Origin of the sequence: Rhodococcus sp. MEB032, assembly GCF_030208925.1 — a bacterium.
GTDB classification, from domain to species: domain Bacteria; phylum Actinomycetota; class Actinomycetes; order Mycobacteriales; family Mycobacteriaceae; genus Rhodococcus_F; species Rhodococcus_F qingshengii.
Genome location: NZ_JARVSY010000003.1, coordinates 51,420 through 75,013, shown reverse-complemented (window position 1 = coordinate 75,013; position 23,594 = coordinate 51,420). Strand labels below are relative to the sequence as shown.

Below are 23,594 nucleotides of genomic sequence, written 5' to 3'. Positions count from 1 at the left end.
GATAGAACGATCTAGAGCGAGTACTCCCGGTCCAACGACGAGAGACCGTCACGAGGTCCGCACTACTACTTGGTGGGTTGAAAGTCGTTCGTCAGAGCGCCGCGAATCGCGTCGGTGTCCGACTGAGACCAGTTGTCGGGGTGCAGGATCCGCGCCCACATGTCCGCCGCGTCGGCACCGTAGTTGTGCCCGTGACCTGGCGGAACGTCCGCCGAGAAGACCATGTCGAGTGTCACCTGCCAGAATGTCACGAACGGTATCCACGTCATTCCCGGATCGACATCACGGCCGAGAGGCTCGGCAAGCCAGTCCGGCTTGTTCAGAAGCAGGTCGAAAGACCACCAGACAATTGGGTCGCTGGCGTGCTGCCAGTACACGACGCGTGAGTCGTTCCACGGCGCATCCAGTTCGAGATCCTCCGGATAGGCAGCGAAACGAATCGACTGCCCGTCGTCGATCACCGGCACGGCTTCCCGTGAGCCGGAGTCACGACTGCTGGTGATCTCCTGCCATTGAGCGGTGAAGTTCGGAGTCCCCGACCACAACGCCCCATCCACCCGCGTCGCCATGTCCTGTGCTCCCGCGAACGCGGCCTGTCCCCCGTACGATCCGAGGCTCTCGCCGAAAACGACAAGCTTGGGGCGCTTGTCGAGCGGCAGATCGATCCACTTCGCATAGACAGAGTTGAACAGCGCCCGGCCTGCGGCCATCGGGGTTTCGCGATCGGCGATGAATGCCAAAGGGCTGGGAAGGAACGAGTACTGCATCGCCGCGATGGCGGTATCGCCGCCCTGGACGTATTCGAAAGCGGACGCCACGTCGTCGTTCACCCAGCCGCGGCCGGTGGTGGTCACTACTGCCAGGACGGCACGGTCGAAGCCGCCGGTGCGCTCGAGTTCGTTGACGACCCGCTGCGCGACACCGTCGACGGAATCCGACGACTCACGGCCGGCGTACACGCGGATGGGTTGCTTCGCGTCCCGGCCGGTCAGCGCGGAAATCTGCACCGCAGACGGCCCGCTACCCACGAAAGTGCGACCCTCCTTGCCCAGCGAATCCCATGCCTCCGCAGACATGGGTGAACCACTGCGTTCGGCGATCAGAGGCTGGTCGATACCATCGGGCGTGTCGTTGTCCGCGCCGGAGAAACTCCAGTTCGCAAAAGCGATGAGCCCGTTGTAGAGGGCACCGTTGACGACGAAGATCGCCAACGCGAAGACGACGACCAAGCTCGCGACTTTCGCTGCTTCCTTGGGAACAAACCGCAGAGCAACGGCAGCGAGTCCTCTGGTGAGATGCCGCAGACCGCGACCCGCCTCCAGCAAGATCAACCACACCACTAGCGAAACCAGCAGCACCAGAAGATAGTTCGCCCGGTTCACGCGAGGCGCCTCGACCAGATCACGGACGATCTGCTGCCACCACGAACCCAAGATCAGAAAAAGAGGCACCAATATCACTGCCAGTACGGCGAGTACGGCCCAACCGATCCGCTTGGTCCGGTCCGACCATGTCGGTTCGACTCCGCATTTGCGGATCATCCACGCCACGCTCACACCGATGCCGTACCCGGTGGCGACGGAAATACCGGTTGCCACGCCCTGCAGGTACCACGCGCGCGGTAAGAGGGACGGGCTCATCGAGAGGACGAAAAACACCAGACCGAACGACAACCCGACCGAGTGCAGCGTCTTGCCGTAGCGCCGCACACCTTCCCACACACGTTTCATGCCCGAATCGTAAGTGCGCCAGAAAGATGAAATGCGCCTCTCATCCCTTTCGAATGAGGCGCGAACTACGTCGGTGGAAAGTGTTCGCTATTCCGCGTCATGCACCGAAAAGCTTCGGCCCAACGGCAATCACGGGCGAACACCGGTGGTGCCTTGACAGATTTCACACACGCGATTCCGCGTACACTGTGTGGGGTCAATCCACTCAGCACGTACAAATTCGGCGCGATTCTCATGGCGGCAAAACGAGGAAACCTACCGATCGAACTGAGCGGTTTCGTCGGTCGTCGGTCCGAGGCCAAAGAAGTCCGACGCCTGCTGTCGGACTACCGGCTTATGACCCTTACGGGCCTGGGTGGGGTCGGCAAAACCCGCTTGGCGCTCCGTGCCGCCGATGATTCCTCCCGTGCGTTCCCGGGGGCGTCTGGTTCGTCGACTTCAGCGAACTGCGGGAGCCGGCACTTCTCGATCAGACGATTCTTGCCGCACTCGGAGTACAAGACCGATCTACGCGGTCACCGCGATCGGTACTGATCGGCCGTCTCGTCGACGAACGTGTCCTGCTTGTTCTGGACAATTGCGAACACCTCATCGGCTGGGTTGCCGACACCGCCGCCGAACTTCTCCGGTGCTGTGCCCGATTGGCACTTCTGGCGACCAGCCGAGAACCGCTCGACATTCCCGGCGAGATGGTATTACGGGTGCCGCCTCTGCGATTTCCCACCGAGGCGCCGTCGCCAACCGACACCCGTGATGGTGATGCGATGATGCTGTTCGAGCAGCGGGCACATTCCTCCGTGACGGACTTCCGCATCACCAGCGAGAACAGCGCGGCTGTGGAGAAGATCGTCCGCCGGTTGGAAGGACTACCGCTGCCGATCGAGTTGGCGGCTGCCCGATTGAGGGCGATGTCGGTCGATCAGATCCTGCAAAACTCGACGACCGCTTCCAACTGCTGACGCGGGGCAGCCGGAACGCTCCAGCGCGTCAACAAACGCTTGCACAGAGTATCGACTGGAGCTTCGATCTGTGTACGCCGCCGGAGAAGTCGTTGTGGGCGAACTCGAGCGTATTTGCGGGTAGCTTCGATCTCGGGTCCGTCGAAGGAATTCTCGCCGACGAAGCACAGAACGACGACTTGGGCGATCTCGTGATGTCCCTTGTCGACAAGTCGATCCTCATCCGTGAACAAAACGGCTCGTACGTCCGCTACCGCCTACTCGAGACTCTTCGCGACTACGGGCGTGAACTGGTGTCAGTCGACGAGTGGGTCTCGCTGCAGCGCAGGCACAGTGAGTGGTTCAGGCAACTCGTCTTCCGCGCCGGAGTCGACTGGACGGGGCCGCACCAAATCGATTGGATGACGCGGATCGACCGCGACTTACCCAACGTGCGCACCGCGTTGGAATTCGGTCTGACCGAACCCGACTCGGTCGAAGCCACATTGCGTACCGCAAGTGCCTTGCATGATTACTGGCTTGCACGTGGTCGATTCAACGAAGGTCGCTACTGGTTGGGTCGCGCCCTGGCCGAGGTGCCCGAACTGACCGAGGGCACTCTCGGTGAGGCGGTAGTCGAGGCCGCCGCGACAGGCGCACTGCTGGCAGCCCTCCAACGAGATATCGCTTCGGCGACAAGCATTGCCGAAGAGGCTCGGCGACAGGCCGAGATGCAGCGGAACGACGACGGTCGCATACTGGCGCGGTACACGCTCGGATTCGTCGCGGTCGCCGACGGCGATCTCGTGCGCGGCGCCGAGTACCTGGAGCAGGCTGTCGCAGCATTCCGGGCAAACGACGACATCGCCCGTCTGGTACCCGCGCTCTACTGGTTCGCCTTCGTCGTCGACGCACTCGGCGAAACCGACCGGGCTGCAAGCATTTACGAGGAGGAGTTGGCCCTCACCGAATCGCGCGGCGAAATCTTGTGGCGGTCGATGACGATGTCGGACTACGGATCCGCCCTGTGGCGTCATGGCAACCACGCTCGCGGTATCGAGCTACTCGAAGATTCTCTCCGATTGCTTCGAGGGCTGGGTAACCAGTTCGGATGTGCATGGTGCCTCGAGGAAATCGCGTGGACGCTTGTCGACCGGGACGCAAAGCTGGCAGCCACACTGATGGGAGCTGCCGACACGCTGTTCACCGCCACGGGCAGCCCGATAGACACCTTCAGGAGCATGGTCCCGTACCACGAAAACAGCGTGACCGAGGCTCGTAACCGGATCGGAGACAGGGTGTTTCAAACAGCATTCGATCATGGACGAGCTCTGACTCTCGACGACGCAGCGGCCCGCGCGCTGAGAGAGCAACCGCCCGGTGGATCACCGAAATCGGCGGCTGACGAAGTGCTGACTCCGCGGGAGCAGCAGGTGGCCGAACTCGTCGCACAGGGCCTGACCAACCGAGCAATCGCGGACAAGCTGGTCATTTCTCAGCGCACTGTCGACGGCCACGTCGATCACATACTGAACAAACTGGGGTACGACTCGCGCACCAGGATTGCGGCCTGGGTGCTCCAGCACACAAACGACTTCCGCAACCCTTCGACCTCGTGACGGTCGGTGTCTTCGATCGATCGCGGCGCGGCGGGTAACCCGGCCGAATCCTGTCGCAAGAATCCGACCGTCGAAAGTTTGCTCAGCCTTCGTGATCAGCGAGAGTCCAGTGTCCCGCACCGCGCAGTTCGAGTTGTCGATTGTGAAAAACGTCGAGGGTGCTGCGATGCCCGACGCTGACAATGATGCTGTCGGGCAGTTCACGGCGAAGGATGTCGTAGAGCGTGTACTCGAGGCCTTCGTCGATTCCGGATGTCGCCTCGTCGAGAAATGCGGTTCGCGGTCGGATCAGGAGGACTCGGGCGAACGCCAACCGTTGTTGTTCGCCCGGCGACAGAATTCGAGTCCAATCAGCCGGCTCGTCGAGCCGACCGATCAAATGTGCGAGATGCACCTCGGCGAGCGCGTCGTGGAGCCTGCGGTCGTCGAAGTCCGAGCGCCCGGTGTTCGGCTGACCTGAGGGCAACTGGTCCGGATATGCCAAACCCGCGCGCAGAGAACCCAATGGTAGGTATGGCCGTTGTGAGAGGAACAGGACGTCTCCGACCGGGGTGGTCACGGAACCGTTTGTGTACGGCCACAACTGCGCGATGCTGCGGAGCAGCGTGGTTTTGCCGCTACCCGACGGACCCTTCACCAGCAGTGCATCGCCGGGCCCCAGTGACATGTCGAGTTCGGAGATCAACGCCTCACCAACCGGCGTGCGCACGTCGAGTCCCCGAACAACCAAATGACTGCCAGCGGAGAACGCGTCGAGCACGGGAAGTGCGCGGGCACGACGATCGGCATCGGCGAGCCCGGTCAAACGGATCAGTGTGGCCCGGAAACTTGCAAAATCGCTATAGGACTCTCGAAAGAACGACAACGAATTGTGCACCTGGCCGAATGCTTGAGCAGTTTGCATCACGTCGCCGAAAGTGATCTGCCCGCTGAACAATCGAGATCCCTGGACCAGAAACGGAAACACCACCGCTGTCTGATCCACTGCTAGATTGAAGCCACTGAACTTGAGCGTCCGGAAGACGATCGCCCACATATTGCGGATCACTGCAGCAAAACGTAGTCCGAGCGTGCGTCGTTCGACGTTCTCTCCGCGATAGAAGGCGATGCTTTCGCCGTACTCCCGTAGTCGAACCAACGCGTACCGGAAGGTGGCGCCGAGTTTCTCGTTCAAGAAGTTCAGCATGATCAAAGGCCGGCCGATCCAGAATGCGAGTGCCGTGGTCACCAACACGTAGATGTAGACGAGAAAGATCATCGCTCGCGGAATCTCGGCACCGAAAACAGTCAACGGCCCGGACAGATCCCACAGGATCTTGGTGAAGCTGACGATCGAGACCATTGCGGCGACGGCGCCCATGGACAACGTGCGGGACGACGTCGCGAATGCGGTGATGTCTGCCTGAATACGTTGGTCCGGGTTGTCGACGGGGTTCTCCAGGAAGTTTCCGCGATAGTAGGCGCGGCCGTCGAGCCAATCGTCGGTCAATGTGTCATTGAGCCAACTGCGCCAATTGATATCCAGTGTTTGGCCCACCAGGTAGACGACGAGTGAGCTAGCGACGTGGACTGCGGCCAATATCGCGAACACTCGCAGGTAGTGCCAGAAAGCGGTTTCGTCGAGGTTCTGAATGGCGTCGTAGAAATCCTTGTACCAGTACGAGAACAACACCGTCACGCGGACACCGAATATCGTGAGCAGCAGCAGTAACGCGAGAATCGACAGCGGAATGACGGTGCGCCGGGGATCGAAGTAGGGCCAAGCCATTCGCCGAAACTGGTTGCCCCAGCGGGTATACCGAGCTAGCAGCAGCGCGGTGACGACGAGAACCGCTACCGTGATCGCATATGCCTCTGCCAACCACAGTGCGCTGTCCGTTACCGCGCTACCCCAATTCACCGTAGCCTCCGTCCTGGAGGGGAACTGACGATCACATATCGGTCGACAGCATTCGGTTCGCGATCCGCAATCCCGAGTCTTCCGCGGCATCCAATGCACGTGATTGCTCTGCCGTTATCCTGTCGCACACCCAATCCCAGTGCATCGTCACCACAGCGCCGGGGACGGGCATCGCCGCAAGCGCGTTGCCCTCGACCCTCCACCGCACTCTCTGCGTTGCCGGTCGGCCGCGTGCGAGTTGCTCACCGTCGAACTCGAGCGGGGACGAAACCACCAATGCATGCTCCTCGCCGACGTCCTCGACCACTCCCCATCTGATCCGGCAGTTCTGGAGGACGGACAGTGGGACCGCACCGCGCTTCCGAAGAAGCTTGACCCACGGATACACCAGAAATACGTGAAAACTGTGGTGCGCGAGCGCGCGGTCCCGACCCCCGAGGACGGGGAGGAACCCGGTGTTCTCGCGTTCACCGAATGCCCCCCTCAAGTGCTGTAACAACTTCCCCGAATCGAGAGAGTCGAGGAGATCACCTCCCACCCAATAGGCTTCGATCACTCGCGAATCCAGGGGGTCGTCGATGCCCGCTCCTACAGCCAATGCCTCGAGGTACGGCCACGCACCGTCGAATTGACGAGCGTGATCACGGTCGCCGCTGCCCGAGTTGCCGCTGGCCAGACGAAGCAGCACTGAAGGATCGTCGGGTCCGCAGTAACCCAACTCGTTCGGCGGATACGCGTAGCGGGCAAACAACGCCGGCCCGTTCATACCGACGGCAGTCATCAGCAGATCCGAGGAAGTTGTTCACCTGCCGGCAAATCCACTACCCGATTGCCTCCCAATGCCGTACGCGCCACCACCATTGTGCGATGTTCGGCCACGCACTCCCCGATCACGGCGGCTCCCACACTCAGTGGATTGCCGTGCATCGCTTCCAGAACCAGGGCGGCATCTTCGCGTGGAACGAAAGCGATCAACTTGCCCTCGTTTGCGACGTACAACGGATCCAAGCCGAGTAGCCCACAGGCGTCGCGCACGTCAGCGGGAATCGGCAGATCTCGCTCCACCAGCGCAACCCCGATGTTCGACGCCTGAGCGATCTCGTTGAGGGTCGCGGCGACTCCGCCCCGCGTAGGGTCGCGCAGGACGTGGATGTCGACACCGGTGGCAATCATGTCGGCCACCACGCCGTTCAGGGCCGCACAATCACTGCGCACTTCGGTCCCGAATTCGAGACCTTCGCGACAACTCATCACGGCCACGCCGTGAACGCCGATGTCGCCGCTGACGATCACGACGTCACCCACTTGTGCGCGAGTGGGGCTGATGTCCACCCCGTCTGCGACAATCCCGATTCCTGCGGTGTTGATGAAGACTCCGTCGCCGTGACCGGCATCGACGACCTTGGTATCACCTGTCACCAGCCGAACGCCGGCAACGTGCGCGGCCTCACCGAGCGCCTTCGCGATTCCCGCGATGTCGGTCAGTGCCGTCCCTTCTTCCAGGATGAATGCCGTCGACATCACCAATGGCTGCGCTCCAGTCATCGCCAGGTCGTTCACCGTTCCGTTGACAGCGAGATCGCCGATAGTTCCGCCGGGAAACACCATGGGTTTGACGACATACGAGTCGGTCGAGAACGCGAGTCGCACCCCGCCGACGTCGAATACGGCCGAGTCACCGAGTTCTGCATCGGCAGCGCTTCCGAACGAGGGCAGGAACAGGTGCTCGATGAGCTCGGCGGACATCGCTCCTCCACCACCGTGCCCCATGACGATGTTCGGCGAATCACGCAGCGGCAGTGGGCAGACCCACGCCGACAAGTCCACGACAGCGGTCTCCTCAGCCGGCATGACCCGCCTCCTGAAGTTCCAGGCGCCGGTACAGGTAGTACGCGGCGCACGCCCCCTCGGACGACACCATCGTGGCACCGAGCGGATTCCGCGGAGTGCATTCCTTCCCGAAGGCACTGCACTCGTGTGGCTTGATCAAACCTTGCAACACTTCTCCGGAACGGCAGACGCTCGACTCGTCAGTGTGGATATCGGTCACCGAAAAACGCTCTTCGGCATCAAAATACGCATACTTCGGTGCCAGCTGCCAACCGCTGTCCGGGATCGATCCGATGCCGCGCCACGTCCGGTCCGACACGGCGAACACATCCTCGAGCATCGCTTTCGCTGCGGTGTTGCCCTGCGCCGTGACGGCACGGGCGTAGGCATTTTCGACCTCGTATCGACCCGATTCCAACTGCAGCACCGTCTTTCGGATGCCCTCCAGCAGATCCAGCGGCTCGAATCCGGTGACGACGATCGGGACCTTGTACTTCTCGGCCAGCGCCGGGTACTCCGACGTTCCCATCACACTGCACACATGCCCGGCCGCCAGAAATGCCTGCACGCGGCACTCTGGCGAATCCATGATCGCGGCCATCGCCGGCGGGACCAGAACGTGCGAAACGAGTAGCGAGAAGTTCTCGATACCCAGGCGATTGGCCTGATAGACGGTCATGGCGTTGGCCGGCGCGGTGGTCTCGAATCCGATCCCGAAGAACACCACTTGCCGGCCCGGATTCTCCTTGGCAATAGTCAGTGCATCCAACGGTGAGTACACCACCCGCACGTCACCGCCGGCGCTCTTGATGCGGAACAGATCCGACGAACTCCCCGGAACTCGCAACATGTCCCCGAAGGAGCAGAAAATGACATCGGGTCTTGCCGCGATTTCGAGAGCTTTGTCGATGATCTCGAGCGGGGTGACACAGACCGGGCATCCGGGTCCGTGGATCATCTCGATCTGTTGGGGAAGTAATTGATCGATGCCGTGTCTGATGATCGAATGTGTCTGACCACCACACACTTCCATGATCGCCCATCGCCGTGTGGCCAGCGCACGGATCTGATCCAGCAGTTTGCCGGCCAGTTCCGGATCGGAGAACTCGTCCAGATATTTCATGATTCCGTCTCCTTCGGTTCGATCCCCGCGGCCCGGGCAGCCCTTTCGAACCCGTCACCGAATTCCTCTTCCAGTACGCCGAGGTGCTCGAATTCCGCCAGCGTGCTGCGAGCGGATTCCTCGTCGAGTCGCTGGATGGCAAATCCGACGTGCACCACGACGTACTCGCCGACTTGGGCGCCCGGAATGTACTCGAGGCACACTTCTTTTCGGACGCCACCGAAGTTCACCACCGACATCGTCGTTCCATCGCGTTCCTCCAGGGACTCGATACGTCCCGGTACGGCTAGGCACATGACACAACTCCTGACCTCATGACGAACTCCCCACCAGCACTTGGCCGTAGGCGAGACCGCCGTCGTTCGGCGGCAACTCCAGTCCTGTCAACGGCGTGAATCCAGCGTCTGAGAGCAGAGCACACGCCCGAACGAGCAGTAGAGGGTTCTGAAAGACACCTCCGGTGAGTACTACCTCGTCCACTCCCGCCAGTTCCCGGCCACGAATTGCCCACTCGAGCACCAGGTGCGCTACGGATTCGTGGAAACGGGCGCCGATCACTTCAGCGGGCAACTTCTCCCGGAGATCGCGGACAACAGCCCGAATGACCGACCGCGGATCTGCTGTCCACGAATCGTCGTCCGACTGCGTCCAATCGAAGGTGTACCGCGAACCGGCGCTGTCGACTCCCCTCGACACCCCCTCCAACTCGATGGCAGCCTGCGCTTCGTAGTCGACCCTCTGACGGACCCCGGTCAGCGAGGAGACTGCGTCGAACAACCGCCCCATGCTCGAGGTGTCCACGCACCCGAAACCGGTTTCCATCTGGTGAAGTAGGACCGACTGCTCTCGGGGCGGACAGGCTGCCACGGGCGCGAGGTCGGATTCCCAGTCCAACCCGGCATGCCACAGGTGGGCGAGCGCCATTCGGTACGGCCGTTCCACTCCGGCATCGCCCCCGGGCAGCAGTACGTATCCCAGATGCGCGAGACGGCGATAACCCTTGTACGTCGCCAGCAGTAGTTCCCCTCCCCACACTGCGCCGTCCGCCCCGTAGCCGGTGCCGTCGAACGCTATTCCGAGAACTGGTTCGCTCCCGTCCCGGCCGTTCTCCCCCATCACGGAAGCCACATGTGCGTGGTGATGCCCGACGATGCGCACCGGTCGGTCACCACTACGACTGCGAGCCCACGAGGACGAGCGATACCGCGGATGCTCGTCACAGGCGATCTGGTGCGGCACCACCCCCGTGATCGATTCGAAGTGACTCTCCGACGCAGCAAAACTGTCGATGACAGCGAGGTCGCCCATGTCTCCGATGTGCTGACTCGGCCACACATATCCGTCCTCGGCAAGACAGAAGGTGTTCTTCAGGTCGGCCCCGACCGCCAAGGTAGGCGGTACGTCGAACGGCGCGGTGACAGGCAGCGGAGCATATCCGCGCGAGCGACGAAGCAACTGTCTTCCACTGCCGACTATTCGCATCACCGAGTCGTCACACGGCATCAAGATCGGACGGTTGTGGGTCAATACCCCGTCGGCCAGGTCACCCAATCGTTCGAGATCGTTGTCGGAGTACAGAATCGGCTCACCGCCGATGTTCGCCGATGTCATGACCAACACCGCTGGGCCCGCCTCTTCTCCGGCCAAACCCAGAAGAAGATGCTGAATCGGGTTGTAGGCCAGCATGATTCCGATATCCGGAATGCCGGGGGCAATCAAGGGGGAAAGCGCGTATCCAGACGCTTTGGCAACCAGCACAATCGGGCGCTCGCGCGAGGACATGGCATCAGCCTCGGCATCACCGACCACACCCAACTCTCTGGCTTCTGGCACATCGCGCACCATCACCGCCAACGGCTTGCTTGCTCGATGCTTGCGTTCACGCAACTCGTGAACCGCGCGGTCGTCGCGGGCATCACAAGCCAGGTGAAATCCTCCGATTCCCTTGACAGCAAGAATCTTCCCGTCTCGCAGTAGGGATCGGGCTCGTAGCAGTGCACCCTCACCGGTCACGGCGGGCGCGTCCCCTTCCACGAACGATAGCGTTGGACCGCACTGCGGGCAGGCAATCGGTTGCGCATGAAACCGGCGGTCGGCGGGATCCACGTACTCCGCCGCACAGTTCGCGCACAACGGGAATCGCTTCATCGTCGTAGCGGCCCGGTCGTAGGGCAGCGATTCGATGATCGTGAATCGCGGACCGCAGTTGGTGCAGGTGATGAATGGATGACGATATCGCCGATCGCTCGGATCAGTCAGTTCCCGGAGGCAGTCGTCGCAGATCCCGACATCCGCCGGCGCCAAGGTTCGCCCGACCGACCCCGCATCCGTCTCGACTATGCGAAACCCCTCACGACCAACCGGCCGCGAGTCCTCGCGCTCTACCGACTCCACCCGTGCCAGCGGTGGGGGGCGGTTTCGCACCCGAGCGACAAATGCATCGATTGTCTCTCCGTCGCCTTCGACGTCGATCACGACACCGAGAGCAGAATTTCCCACCGAACCCGACAGTCCCAGTTCGGTGGCGGTCGCATGGACGAACGGCCGGAAGCCCACCCCCTGGACTACGCCACGAACGATGACACGGCAGGCGATCTTCATGTCCCGACCTCGCCGTTACCAGTATCGGAGTCGACTACCTCACCGTCGTGGCCACCACGGCCCATCAGTTCGAGGCCGGCCCGAGCGTGGCGAGCTCCCTGCTCGTCGACCTTCTCGACTGCAAAGCCCATGTGGATCACCACCCAGTCACCTGCCGTGACGGTGCCTTCGTCGAGCATTCCGATGTTGACCTTGCGTGGTGCCCCCTCCACGTCGACGAGAGCGAGTTGACCTCCGTATCCGTCCAGTAGTTCGCGTACCCGTCCCGGAATCCCCAGACACATGACTCACACCTCCGGCCCCAGTGTGGTGGCATCACAGTCCACGTCGATGGACCGGACGAGTGCCAGCACCGCAGAAGCGACTTGCCTTACCGAATCACGCATCTCCGCACTCAATCCGATTCCGTCGCCGATCGATTTCGCATGTGCCCCCACCACGAACGTCCGCGGGAGTGTTCCGCCGAGGGCCTGCAGGCTGGCAAACACCGAACTCGGATGCATCGAGTGCGCGTCGAAACCTCCTTGCGGGCCTTCACTTTCGGGGTCCACTTCGATGATCGCGAGCTTGCCCGGGACTCCGGTCGCCGGTAAGGCATCGATCAGGACCAGGGCGTCCCACGACTCCAACAAGTCGTACGCCAGATGCACGCCCCGAATCCCGTAGTCGACCAGGCGAGCTCCCGATGGGAGATTCTCATGCTGCAGCGCCCGAACAACTTCGGGGCCGAATCCGTCGTCTTCGAGAAAAATGTTTCCGACACCTGCAATCAGCACGCGCACAGCGCTTTACATCTTTCGCATTCGCAGATAGCGCTGGATGTCCGGCATCGACACCACCAGGACGATCGCGGCTGCGATCGCGGTGGCGCCGAGAAGTGCCGTCGACAGCAATCCCATGCTCCTCATGGCGAGTTCTCCTCTCGATAGCTGTGAAGTTCGATAGCTGTGAGTACGTCACGCGCTGTCGCGCGGCATCGGCTCTATCTCGTCCGGCGCGAAGTACAGGTAGCGGCCGTACCAGTTGTGCAGATCGGCGGCCGGATCGTCCAACAGTGTCACCCCAACATGAATGTCGCCGTCCACGTCTTCATGAATGGTGGCGACGTGGGCGATCCGGCCGTCGAAGAACAGGTCCTGAGCATCAGCGCGGCGTGAGGGGTGGAGCCGAACCGTAGTTCCACCAGAGACACGGACGCCGTTGATCAGAACTGCGTCGGTGCGTGGTTGAACACTGGTGTCGGCTTCCGGGGTCCACCAGTCCACACCGTCAGGCACCTCGGGTATCAGATCAGAACCGGCATTCGAATCTCGCAGCACGCCGTGCAGGCCGGCTAGATCGTCGTCCGTCAATCGCTCACATCGGTCGATGATGTCGGCAGCTCTGGAGTCGGTAGCTCGCGCCCGCGCCTTTTCCTCGTCGGTCATGGCAAGGATTCTCAGGGTGAGAATTTCGTCGATCTCGGTCGAGTCGAAGAGAGATCCCTCGCTCTGCGGCGCAATCTCGGGAAAGTCGTACAGGATGATCGGTGACACCAGAACGGTGGGCGATGTGCCAGGGTGAGTGGGGTTCTCGGTCCCCGCAAGCACCGGATAACAGCGATTTTGCCGCAACTGCTCCGAGTGATCTGCTTCTTCGAACAACGACAGGAACCTCGAGCCTGTGCAGTTCACAATGACGTGAGTCCCCAGCATCGATTGCGCGGTGGCCGTGCCCTTGTCCCGTGCGTAGACGCTCGTGGCGTTCATGATCTCCACGGAAATCACCGTGCGTCCGTCCCCGGCGGAGGCGCTCACTGCCAAGAGGCCATTGACCGGAAGCCGTGTCCGAACGATCCGTCCGACCACCCTGCCCCGAGAGTCCGACAAAGTCTCTCCTTCGACAACTCCGGCCGCACAGAAGGTTTCTTCGACGCCGGCCTCGAGTTCGTCCAGACCCCACGGACCCAACACGATCTCGGACTCGGTGGCTTCGTCCCACGAGATCGACTCCCGCTCGCCGACTACCAACCGATCGACCGGGATCCACGCCCCGCCGGCGCCGAGTCGTTCAACCGTCCGCGACTGGTGGTGCAGAAATCTCACAGTCGCAGAAACCTCGACGCCGTTCCGCTCGAATTCGCCGAGCAGACATTGCGCGGACATCGACGGTTCCTCGCCGACTCCGACCTCGGCGGCGCCGGGCGGTCCGAGAACCCCGAACTGCCAACGGGATTGATTCTTCGCCGAGCCGGCCCGGTAGGGATAGAGAAGATATCCCTCGTACAGGACGGCGTCGGCCACGGCCCGAACGTCGTGATCCATCCCCGTTCGAGTCATCGCGGCACCTGGCTCGCCGTCAGCAACTGCCGCACGGCTGAATCGAGGTCCGTGAGGCCGTGCGCTGCCTTGAACCGCACGAGATCGGCAATCGTCTCATGGTCGAGGCGTACCCAACCAGACGCCGGATAATGCGCAGCCATCAGCTGTTTCCACACGTCGACCGGCAATTCGTAGGCAGCAGATCTGTCCCACGGGATCTGCTGCACGGAGAACCCACGCGGTCCGTCGGTGAATACCGTGCCGCTCAGTAGAACCACGATCGGAATCGTTCCGTCTCCGAGTGCGTGCATGTACTTCGACGCCGTCACCGAGAAGTCGTACGTACACGCCATGGGCAAGGCCGCGACCGTTGTTCCGGTGAATCCTTGAACGACAGTGGAACATTCCATCCACAGGAAGGTGCGCAGCGTACTCGACCAACGCTCCCGCGGACCGAAGAGATCGCGCAGACCTTCGCCTTCGGCGTCGGAGTACGGTCGGCGGTGTGGTTCGATTCGTACCTGCGCGCGCAGAGCCACCGCACGGACGGTCGTGCCGGTGGATTCCGACATTCTCAATCTCACCGTCAGATTCGGCGTAACCGCGTACGGTTCCACCTCCATGTTGTCGATCGAGAAGTCGAGAACAGTCATGCCGACCTGCTTCGCGCCTCGACGCGCCCGAAGAACTCGTCCACTGCGCGTGCGGCATCCTGGCCACCGTCGAATCCGCGCCACACGGTGCGCAATCGTCCCACCAGTTCGTAACAGGCGTCGATGGGAACAACGAAGCATCTCGGCGATTGTCCTGACGTGGGTACCGACACGATCAACGCCTCGACGTCGGCCCGCATCTGCGCGAGCCCCGGATTCTCCTCGAGCACAGTCTCGAACGAGTCGATGGGCAACTCGGATTCGGTAGCTCCGGCCGGTCCCGGATAGAAGACTATGTACTTGTCGAGGAGTGAGTTGCGGAAGAAGAATGCCAGGCCGACGGGGATTTCCAGAGACTCCCACCGGCCAGGGCCGAGGTCGAAGTCCGGAAACTCGAGGTACCGATCGGGAACCGCTTTGTATCGAAGGTCCGCGTCGACCGGTGCAAAGAGTAGATAGCACGGTCGGCACACGCACATCAGGCTCCGGACCTGTACGTCCACGACGTGCTGGTGTTCGTCGCCTATGCCCGCCGCACACATCTCACACCTCGGTCCGGTCGGAACGACACGCGACGAGGCGATTCGTGTGAGCACCTCTCCCACAGTGACTTTCATGACGGGGCTGCGTTCACGGCTAGGTCACCGGTATCACAGACTCGTCAGCAAGCGCGACCGAGAGCACTCCGTCGCGAATCAGCACCGGCACTGGCGCCAGGTGCTCGGAGCCGGTGCCCACCCGCGCTCCCGCCCCGTACACACTGAAGTGGGCAGAGCACGTCGGACAGGTGAGGACAGCGGCGTCTCGGGCAGGACGGCCCATCATGCGTTCGAGCACAGCCCCCGCCATCGAGTGCTCACACACCGGGCAACGGTCGCGATACGCGTACAGATCGTCACCGGAGCGGCAGACCAACAGATCGGTGCCCGACACGCGGAAGCCCGCGACCTCTCCCACCTCGACTTCGGCGAATTCGGGGACCTCCACCCAGTGCGTACCTCCCCCGTCGGCGTGAACGTGCGAGAACAGGGACTCGACCGAAATCACACCCGACTTCAGCTCATGCGAATCCGGTGTTTCGACGTCGATTCCGGTGGTCTCGGGTGCCGCCGCCTGCACCGCGTCCTGGACCGCGGTTTCGAGGGTCACCGAGGACGAAGGGCAACTGTTACAGCTTCCGAGAAGCCGTAGTCGCACTACGCCGTCCGCCACCTCGATCAGTTCGACGTCGCCTCCGTGCGAACCGAGGTACGGACGCACGCTGTCGAGCGCAGTGCGGACGCGGGTCTCCACGTCGTGCGGGTGAAGTCCGTGCACCAGTAGCAGGCTGGACACCAGATCGTCGCGAACCATCGCATCCATCGTGGCCGGATCTGCCAGAGCGACGGTGCGTTCGAGTGCTGCGCCGTACAACTGCACGACCTCACGCACCAGTTGCTCGGCGCGATCTCTCGCCACCGGGCCTGCGCCGGCGTTGGCCTGCAACAACGTCTCGATGCGCTCACCCGCTCCGCGCCAGTAGTCGGCCGATTGCTCCATCGATCACTCCCCGGTCACGGACTGCGTCGGAGAGTGCAACTTCTCCAGGGTCTTGCCACCGCCGAGATACATGTGAACACCACACGGCAGGCAGGGATCGAAACTACGCACGGTCCGCATGATGTCGATGCCCTTGAAGTGGTCTCGATCGTTCTCCTCGAAGATCGGCTGACCCTGCACGGCATCCTCGTACGGACCGGGGGTTCCGTAGCTGTCGCGCGGGCTCGCATTCCACGGTGTCGGTGGGTACGGGTGATAGTTCGCGATTTTTCCGTCACGAATCACCATGTGGTGTGAGAGAACTCCGCGGACGGCTTCGGTGAATCCGCAACCGATACCCTCGTCCGGGACCTCGAACGACTCCCACGTCTTGGTCCGGCCGGCCCGGATCTCGACAAGCGCCTTCTCGGCGAAATGAAGGGCAGCCGCGGCTGCGTATGCCTGGAAATACGTTCGCGCGCGGTTTCTTTCGAGGGTATTGCTGCCATGTTCGGGAATCACCCACTCGAGCGAGACAGGACCCTTCAGTGCTGTTTTCGGAAGATTGATCTTCACACTGTGTCCGGTCGACTCCAGGTATCCGATGTCGACCAGGCCGGCCAGAGCGGTGCTCCACAGACGAGCCAATGCTCCCCCGCCCGTATCCAGAGCAAGGTTGTCTTTTCCGTCGAACCATCGCGGTGACATGACCCAGCTGTACTTGTCCTCGAGGTTCCGCTTCTGCGGGTGAGGGTTGGTGTGCTGATTCCACGGGTGCCTGCGATCGACCGGGTTACCCAGCGGATCGGTTTTGACGAACATCTCCTGATCACTCCAGTCCTCGTAATACGAGGAGCCCAGCATGATTCGGATACCGAGGTTGATGTCCACCAGATCCGTGGTGACCAACTTTCCGTCGACAACCACACCGGGAGTGACAAACATCTTCCGGCCCCAGTCGGTCATGTCCTTGTAGGAGAAATTGCAGTACTCGGGGTCTTGGAACGATCCCCAACAACCCAGCAGGGTCCGCCGCAGGCCAACCTTTTCGTAACCAGGCAGCGCCTGGTAGAAGAAGTCGAACAGGTCGTCGTGCATCGGCACGACCTTCTTCATGAATTCGACGTACCGCATCAGCCGCGACATGTAGTCCGTCATCAGTTCGATCGTCGCGACGGTGCCGACGCCGCCGGGATAGAGCGTCGACGGGTGAACGTGCCTTCCCTCCATCAAGCAGAACATTTCGCGAGTCGAACGCGAGACTTGCAACGCTTCGCGATAGAACTCACCCGTGAACGGATTGAGAGTCCGCATGATGTCCGCAATCGTGCGATACCCGTGCTGCTCCTCGTGCGGGCAGCGCGTGTTCTCTGCCTGCGCCAGCACACCGGGATTCGTCTCGGAGACCATCTTCTCGCAGTAGTCGACGGCGACAAGATTCTCTTGAAAGATGTTGTGGTCGAACATGTACTCGGCGGCCTCGCCGAGATTGACGATCCACTCGCCCAGATGCGGCGGCTTGACGCCGTACGCCATGTTCTGTGCGTAGCACGAGCATGTGGCGTGATTGTCACCGCAGATGCCGCAGATACGACTGGTGATGAAATGCGCGTCGCGCGGGTCCTTCCCCTTCATGAACAGGGAATACCCGCGAAAGATCGACGACGTACTGTGGCACTCCACCACTTCGCGATTGGCGAAGTCGATCTTGGTGTAGATGCCCAGACTGCCGACGATTCGGGTGATGGGGTCCCACGCCATCTCGACAAGACCGTCGCGGTCCGCAGTCGAGGTGGGTTCGGGAACGATGGCCGTCATTGCAGTGCCTCCCAGAGACGTTGCTCACGAACTGATTTGAATGTATCCGGTCGGTCACCACGTACGCGTCGCACCGGTGAGTAATTTCGACCCGCGCTCGCGCCAGTGCGGTTCCTTGTCCAACGTGTTTCCGGTGATCCGGCGGAGACTGTGGATCACGGACCCGTACATTCCCACCGCATTGGTGGAGAGTTTGCCGCCAGGTGGTTCATCCATGAACGGCATGAACTTGTCGGGGAATCCCGGCATCGTGCACCCGATGCAGATCCCGCCGACATTAGGACACCCGCCGACTCCGTTGATCCAACCACGTTTGGGGACATTGCATTTCACGACCGGTCCCCAACATCCGAGTTTGACGATGCACTTCGGTGACCCGTACTCCGTCGCGAACTCACCCTGCTCGTAGTACCCACCACGGTCACAGCCCTCGTGTACGGTGGCACCGAAAAGCCACTGCGGGCGCAGGGATTCGTCCAAGGGAATCATCGGCGCCTGATCAGTGGCCATGTACAGAAGGTAGGTCAGGGTCTCGGAGAGGTTGTCCGGCTGAATGGGACACCCGGGAACGCAGACGATCGGGATGCCCGCCTTCGATTTCCAGGTCCACCCGAGATAGTCCGGCACGCCCATCGCACCGGTCGGATTGCCGGCCATCGCATGTATGCCGCCGTAGGTCGCGCACGTACCGACCGCAACTACCGCAGTGGCTTTCGGTGCCAGCTTGTCGAGCCATTCGCTCGTGGTGACCGGTTGGCCGGTTTCGCGATTGTTCCCGAAGCCGCACCAATACCCCTCGTCGTGAAGTTTCTCGTTCGGTATCGATCCTTCGACGACAAGAACAAAGGGTTCCAGTTCTCCGCGGTCGGCTTTCCAAAACCACTCCAGGAAATCGTCAGCGCCACCCTGCGGTCCGCATTCGAAGTCGATGAGCGGCCAATGAACCGCTACCTGCGGCAGGCCAGGCAAGGCGCCGAGCGCGATCTCCTCGATACTGGGTTGCGTGGCTGCAGTGAGCGCCACCGAATCTCCGTCGCAACTGAGACCGGCATTGATCCACAGCACGTGGATCAGAGTTTCTTCCGCTTTGGCCGCTGCGCTTGCGGGGGTAGCTGCGCTTTCGGAGGCAGGTTCCGCCGTGGTGCCAGCAGTCGATTTTTGTGTGTCCATGTCAGCCGCTTTCACGGGTGCACTTGCGCCTTGACTCTCAGCGCCGCGACTGGCCTGACACGCTATGGCCTCAAGACTCTGTGGCCTCGAATTGCCGCGGCACCGAAACGCTGACGCCACCGGAGTCGAACCTCGGCCCACTTGCGTGGCACCCACTCATTTCATTAACTACCCGAGCAGATCAGTTGTCAACGGCCACCGGAGAAATCGCCGAACGACTACCGATCCACTCGTACCACTCGTCCATGCCCTCACCTGTCGTGGCAGACAAAACAACAACGCGCACAGCAGGATTGAGTATTCTCGCCTGCTCGACGCAGGCATCGACGTCGAACTCGACGTACGGGAGCAAGTCGATCTTGTTGATCACCACGAGGTCCGCGACAGCGAAGATGTGTGGGTACTTTTTCGGCTTGTCTGCCCCCTCCGGCGTCGAAATTAGGACAACCTTGCCTTCCTCGCCGAGGTCGAAGAGCGCGGGGCACACCAGGTTTCCGACGTTTTCGATCAGAAGCAGCGATTCTTCAGCGGGATCCAAGGCGCGCAGTGCGCGGTCGATCATCGCGGCATCGAGGTGACATCCGGCCCCGGTATTCACCTGCACCACCGACGCGCCGGTCTCTCGGATCCGCTCGGCGTCGAGCCGGGTTTCCTGGTCACCTTCGATCACGGCTATCGGTCGCTGACATCCGAGCTCCCGGATAGTTCGCGCCAGCAACGTTGTCTTCCCCGCGCCGGGGGAACTCATGATGTTGAGCGCCGTGATTCGGCGGCTCCGCATCCACTGACGATTGTGAACCGCAATGCCGTCGTTCTTGGCGAGCACCTGTTGCTCGAGAATCACGGTGTGGTCGGGGTGGCCGTGCTCATGGTCATGCTCGTGACCGTGCCCGTGACCGTCGTGTTCCTGCTCGTGTTCTCCGTCTGCGACTACCGACACCCGAGGTCCTGTGGTGTCCCCGCACCCACACGTCGCGCACATGCTCAGCTCACTTCCATCGACAGGATCCGTAACTCTCGGCCGGCAAGCACCTCGACATCAGCACTGCCGCATTCACACAGCAAGAACATGTCGGGCGGCGAGAACATCACGCCGCAGCTTTTGCATCGCGCGCTGGTTGCAATCTCATCGATGTGCAAGCTGGCACCTTCGGCGTGAGTACCCGCGGTGACGACGTCGAAGCAGAACAGCAGAGAGTGTGGAACCACCGCGCAGAGTTGCCCTACTTCAAGCCGCACGCTCGATACTCGTCGCTCGCCGGCGCGCTCACACACGGCTTCGACCACACTCTGCGCAATGGACAGCTCGTGCACGGTGAAACCCACGATTCGTGATCCGGAAACCTCCCTTCCACGATAAGCACCAACGGTCGTTGTGCGTAACCCGTACACGAAAACAGGCTGCGATCCGCAACTAATTGCGGATCGCAGCCTGTGACAGCGTTTTTGACGAACGGAAACCTCTAGCCGGCTGCAGCTTGTGTCGTCGTTGTCGTCGATGTTGTCGTCGCCGTGGTCGCGGCGGGCGGTGCACTCGACTGGACCAAAGTCGACGGCGCCACGGTCGACGTCACACTCGGCGTCGCGGCCGGCGCAACCGATGACGTCGTCGGCACCGCGGGTGCCGGTGCTGCAGATCCCGAACCTGCGGGTGCGGGTTGTGCAGCTGCGCCCGTGGTTGTGGTGGGCTTGGCCGAGTCGGTAACCGAAGGCGAAGCAGCCAAGGCATCGATGGCATCCGCCATCTCTTCTGCGGTCGGCTTCGCCGACGAATCGACCGGCTTGCCGTCTTGCGCCTGTTTGGCCAGATAAGTCAGCCACGCCGCTGCATACTCCGCTGACGTCAGGGGCTTGCCGTTTGCAGCATCCGAATCACGCCAGTAGTCGAAGTGGTGACCGACGTCCGGGCCCAAAGTGAGGCCGTACGGATCGTTCATGACGACGGGGATCGTGTTCTGGTTCGTGGCGATGAGGCCGACGATTTCCTTGAACAGTTTCTGCGGCAGGTACGCCAACGGCGACACTTCCTCCGTGGAAACCGAGTCCTTTGCGACTGGCTTGGTGGTGGCCTCGCTCGGCTTGTACGCCGGGTCGGACACCTTCAGCAAGACATCGAGGAAGGTTTCGTCGCTCTGCATCCAGGTGGGATTGCTCGAGATGTCGTTGAACGCGTCGAACATCACGCGTCCCATCACAACCGCGATATCCATGCCGGTGGCGGGCGTCAGATTCTGCGCTTGCAACTGGTCGACGTTGAGCTGCCGACCGACGTTTGCCGCCAGGATCAGGAGTGAAATGTTCTCGGGGGCTGCGCAGGTGAGGTCGCCGTCAGAGCAGAACGACGCAATCTTGCCTTTCAGGGCCCCGAAGTCCCCACTGGTACCTGGAAGTGCACCAGATCCGGAAGCGGTGTTCTTACCGTCCTGATATTGCTCGTTGAAACCGTCAGGGTTCATGTAGGGGTTTTTCGCGCCGGGGAACGGGCCCTCGCCCGCGAGTCGACCGGCGTCGGCGAAGATCACCACACCGACGACGTTGTCCGGATTGATGCCGGAGGTGCTCGACTCCGAGCCGATGTCCATCGCCACGCGGCGCACTACGTCAGCGCCCTCGCTGTAGCCGACAATCGAGAACTTCGTGTTCGGGCATGCGGCACTGATCGCCTTCATGACCGCTCGCGTGTTGTCCGCGCCCGTCGTCACGGCTTCTTCGTAACTGTCCATGTTGGCGGGGTACGCAATGTAGACCGAGGCGTACGAGCCGTCCTTGACCGACCCGGCGGGCGCCTTGAGTACCGGGTCCACCCAGTGGCTGCTGTAGTCGTCTGTGAGCGCCGCCGGGAGGAGTGTCTTTCCATCCGCACCGACGAGCATCTTCGTCGTACCCTCGACCGGCGTGTCACCGCGACCGGCGACACCGATCCCGACCGTGTCGTGACACTCGGTGACAGACGCGGTCAATTCGGTCTCGATCGTCTGCGATTGCGGAGAATCCACGGCAACTGCGACCGCGACCAGTGCGGCCACGCCGAGCGCTGCGGGCGCTACTGCACCCGCCAGTATTCGATGTCGCGAAAAGAACCCACGAACCGGCATATCTTCTCCCCAATCAACTTTTGGAAAACGTACGACCGACCCCCGGGGCGTCACGCAACGTCATTCGAGTAGTCGTCCAGTACGAGAGGAGCGTTACAACGGGTAACGATTTTCCGTGGCGACTCGGGAGGGAATCGGGAGCGCAAACGCCTCATTTCCGCTGCATAACACCGACGTGCACCTACTCCGCGTCGAAGATAATGACCTGTCGGATTGCTTTTCCGTCGGCGAGTTCGTCCATACCCGAATTGATGTCGGCCAATTCGATTCGCGAGGAAATGAGCTTCTCGACCGGCAGCTTCCCGTCGCGCCACAACTGCGCGTAGATCGGGATGTCGCGGGACGGGACCGCAGATCCCAGGTAGCTGCCGATAATGGTCCGCGCTTCGGCGACCAGTCCGAGAGGTGAGATCGACGAGCGCGCGTCAGGCGCCGGCAACCCGACCGTGACGGTCGTGCCACCCGCTGCCGTCGCAGCCACCGCTGTCTCGAAGGCCCGAGCATTTCCCGCGGCCTCGACGACGATGTCTGCGCGAACGCCACTCTCGGACAGGCCGGACGGTGTGAAGACCTCGGTCGCGCCCAGTTCCAGCGCCTGAGCCAGCTTGGATTCCAGTGCGTCGACACCGATGACGTTCTCGACCCCGAGTGCCCTCGCCGTCAGGATTGCGGCCATCCCGACGCCACCCAAGCCGACCACCATCACGGTGTCTGCCGGGCGAGGCTTCGCCGCGTTGAGGAGCGCTCCCCCACCGGTCAACACCGCACAACCGAGTACGGCTGCAATTTCGGCCGGGATGTCGTCGTCGACGGGAACAACCGACTTGGCGTTGACCACAGCATGCGTCGCGAAACCCGAAACACCGAGATGATGTTTGACGTTCTCGCCGGAGCGCCGCAGTCGATGCGCGCCACCGAGCAAACTGCCGTCGTTGTTGGCAGCGCTACCCACCGTGCAAGGCATCCGGCCGTCAGTGGCGCATCCCGCACATTCACCGCACCGTGGAAGAAAAGTCATCACGACGCGGGTGCCCACCGACAACGAATCAACTCCGTCGCCGAGTTCGATGATTCGACCTGCCGCCTCATGGCCCAACAACATCGGCACCGGTCGTACCCGATTGCCGTCGACCACGGAGAGGTCGGAGTGACAAAGCCCGGCAGCTTCGATCTTGACCAGGATCTCACCCGGGCCCGGGGATTCGAGGTCGAGTTCCGAAATCGAAATCGGAGTCGACTCTGCGAAGGGACGCTTCCGGCCGATCTCTTCGAGCACTGCACCACGGATCTTCAACTGCA

General features: G+C 61.8%; 22 protein-coding genes. 2 read left to right on the top strand and 20 right to left on the bottom strand.

Annotation, left to right across the window (positions count from 1 at the left end; genetic code table 11):
* Positions 1 to 65: 65 nt before the first annotated feature.
* Positions 66 to 1,730: an alpha/beta hydrolase gene (locus tag QRN54_RS04910; RefSeq protein ID WP_162113608.1), complete on the bottom strand. Its 1,665-nt coding sequence runs from the start codon at positions 1,728 to 1,730 to the stop codon at positions 66 to 68.
* A gap of 764 nt (positions 1,731 to 2,494) precedes the next feature.
* Here QRN54_RS04910 and QRN54_RS04905 point away from each other — a divergent pair.
* Both QRN54_RS04905 and QRN54_RS04900 read left to right on the top strand, forming a co-directional pair.
* A complete protein-coding gene (locus QRN54_RS04905) occupies positions 2,495 to 2,689 on the top strand; it encodes a hypothetical protein (RefSeq protein ID WP_285181684.1) in 195 nt (64 codons plus the stop codon).
* Positions 2,690 to 2,781: 92 nt separating this feature from the next.
* Positions 2,782 to 4,287 (top strand): LuxR C-terminal-related transcriptional regulator, encoded by a 1,506-nt coding sequence (locus QRN54_RS04900; RefSeq protein ID WP_285181683.1) that lies wholly within the window; start codon positions 2,782 to 2,784, stop codon positions 4,285 to 4,287.
* Between the two features lie 82 nt (positions 4,288 to 4,369).
* Here QRN54_RS04900 and QRN54_RS04895 read toward each other — a convergent pair whose 3' ends face one another.
* The 19 genes from QRN54_RS04895 to QRN54_RS04810 form a co-directional block, all read right to left on the bottom strand.
* Complete coding sequence (locus QRN54_RS04895; RefSeq protein ID WP_081557759.1) at positions 4,370 to 6,187, bottom strand: ABC transporter ATP-binding protein/permease; 1,818 nt, start codon at positions 6,185 to 6,187, stop codon at positions 4,370 to 4,372.
* A 31-nt stretch (positions 6,188 to 6,218) separates the two neighbouring features.
* Positions 6,219 to 6,968, bottom strand: a complete 750-nt coding sequence (locus QRN54_RS04890; RefSeq protein WP_054825611.1) for a DUF6390 family protein — start codon at positions 6,966 to 6,968, stop codon at positions 6,219 to 6,221.
* Complete coding sequence (gene hypE, locus QRN54_RS04885; RefSeq protein WP_058038669.1) at positions 6,968 to 8,038, bottom strand: hydrogenase expression/formation protein HypE; 1,071 nt, start codon at positions 8,036 to 8,038, stop codon at positions 6,968 to 6,970. The genes QRN54_RS04890 and hypE overlap by 1 nt, the downstream gene beginning before the upstream one ends.
* Entirely contained in the window at positions 8,028 to 9,140 is a 1,113-nt protein-coding gene (gene hypD / locus QRN54_RS04880; RefSeq protein ID WP_007735088.1) for a hydrogenase formation protein HypD, read from the bottom strand. Before hypD ends, hypE begins: the two co-directional genes overlap by 11 nt.
* Entirely contained in the window at positions 9,137 to 9,436 is a 300-nt protein-coding gene (locus QRN54_RS04875; RefSeq protein ID WP_003942168.1) for a HypC/HybG/HupF family hydrogenase formation chaperone, read from the bottom strand. Before QRN54_RS04875 ends, hypD begins: the two co-directional genes overlap by 4 nt.
* Before the next feature lie 16 nt (positions 9,437 to 9,452).
* Positions 9,453 to 11,741: a carbamoyltransferase HypF gene (gene hypF / locus QRN54_RS04870; protein ID WP_050655148.1), complete on the bottom strand. Its 2,289-nt coding sequence runs from the start codon at positions 11,739 to 11,741 to the stop codon at positions 9,453 to 9,455.
* A complete protein-coding gene (locus tag QRN54_RS04865; protein ID WP_007735086.1) occupies positions 11,738 to 12,025 on the bottom strand; it encodes a HypC/HybG/HupF family hydrogenase formation chaperone in 288 nt (95 codons plus the stop codon). Before QRN54_RS04865 ends, hypF begins: the two co-directional genes overlap by 4 nt.
* Before the next feature lie 3 nt (positions 12,026 to 12,028).
* Entirely contained in the window at positions 12,029 to 12,523 is a 495-nt protein-coding gene (locus tag QRN54_RS04860; RefSeq protein WP_285181682.1) for a hydrogenase maturation protease, read from the bottom strand.
* A 6-nt stretch (positions 12,524 to 12,529) separates the two neighbouring features.
* Positions 12,530 to 12,649 carry a DUF6893 family small protein gene (locus tag QRN54_RS33725; RefSeq protein ID WP_003942178.1) on the bottom strand — a complete coding sequence of 40 codons (120 nt, stop codon included), beginning with the start codon at positions 12,647 to 12,649 and terminating at the stop codon, positions 12,530 to 12,532.
* A gap of 48 nt (positions 12,650 to 12,697) precedes the next feature.
* Entirely contained in the window at positions 12,698 to 14,059 is a 1,362-nt protein-coding gene (locus QRN54_RS04855) for a hypothetical protein (protein WP_285181681.1), read from the bottom strand.
* Positions 14,056 to 14,694, bottom strand: coding sequence for a DUF6084 family protein (locus QRN54_RS04850; protein ID WP_007735081.1), 639 nt, complete (start codon positions 14,692 to 14,694; stop codon positions 14,056 to 14,058). Before QRN54_RS04850 ends, QRN54_RS04855 begins: the two co-directional genes overlap by 4 nt.
* Positions 14,691 to 15,311 (bottom strand): DUF5947 family protein, encoded by a 621-nt coding sequence (locus QRN54_RS04845; protein WP_042922570.1) that lies wholly within the window; start codon positions 15,309 to 15,311, stop codon positions 14,691 to 14,693. The genes QRN54_RS04850 and QRN54_RS04845 overlap by 4 nt, the downstream gene beginning before the upstream one ends.
* Positions 15,312 to 15,330: 19 nt before the next feature.
* Positions 15,331 to 16,233, bottom strand: coding sequence for a NifU family protein (locus tag QRN54_RS04840; RefSeq protein ID WP_047271376.1), 903 nt, complete (start codon positions 16,231 to 16,233; stop codon positions 15,331 to 15,333).
* A 3-nt stretch (positions 16,234 to 16,236) separates the two neighbouring features.
* Positions 16,237 to 18,030, bottom strand: coding sequence for a nickel-dependent hydrogenase large subunit (locus QRN54_RS04835; RefSeq protein WP_285181680.1), 1,794 nt, complete (start codon positions 18,028 to 18,030; stop codon positions 16,237 to 16,239).
* Between the two features lie 54 nt (positions 18,031 to 18,084).
* Positions 18,085 to 19,200 (bottom strand): NADH-quinone oxidoreductase subunit B family protein, encoded by a 1,116-nt coding sequence (locus QRN54_RS04830; protein ID WP_042922651.1) that lies wholly within the window; start codon positions 19,198 to 19,200, stop codon positions 18,085 to 18,087.
* A gap of 181 nt (positions 19,201 to 19,381) precedes the next feature.
* Positions 19,382 to 20,182, bottom strand: coding sequence for a hydrogenase nickel incorporation protein HypB (hypB, locus tag QRN54_RS04825; protein WP_047271374.1), 801 nt, complete (start codon positions 20,180 to 20,182; stop codon positions 19,382 to 19,384).
* A 2-nt stretch (positions 20,183 to 20,184) separates the two neighbouring features.
* Positions 20,185 to 20,514 (bottom strand): hydrogenase maturation nickel metallochaperone HypA, encoded by a 330-nt coding sequence (gene hypA / locus QRN54_RS04820; RefSeq protein WP_073512368.1) that lies wholly within the window; start codon positions 20,512 to 20,514, stop codon positions 20,185 to 20,187.
* 149 nt (positions 20,515 to 20,663) lie between these two features.
* Positions 20,664 to 22,295: a cutinase family protein gene (locus QRN54_RS04815; RefSeq protein WP_042450727.1), complete on the bottom strand. Its 1,632-nt coding sequence runs from the start codon at positions 22,293 to 22,295 to the stop codon at positions 20,664 to 20,666.
* Positions 22,296 to 22,476: 181 nt separating this feature from the next.
* Complete coding sequence (locus QRN54_RS04810; RefSeq protein ID WP_007735068.1) at positions 22,477 to 23,589, bottom strand: alcohol dehydrogenase catalytic domain-containing protein; 1,113 nt, start codon at positions 23,587 to 23,589, stop codon at positions 22,477 to 22,479.
* Positions 23,590 to 23,594 lie beyond the last annotated feature (5 nt).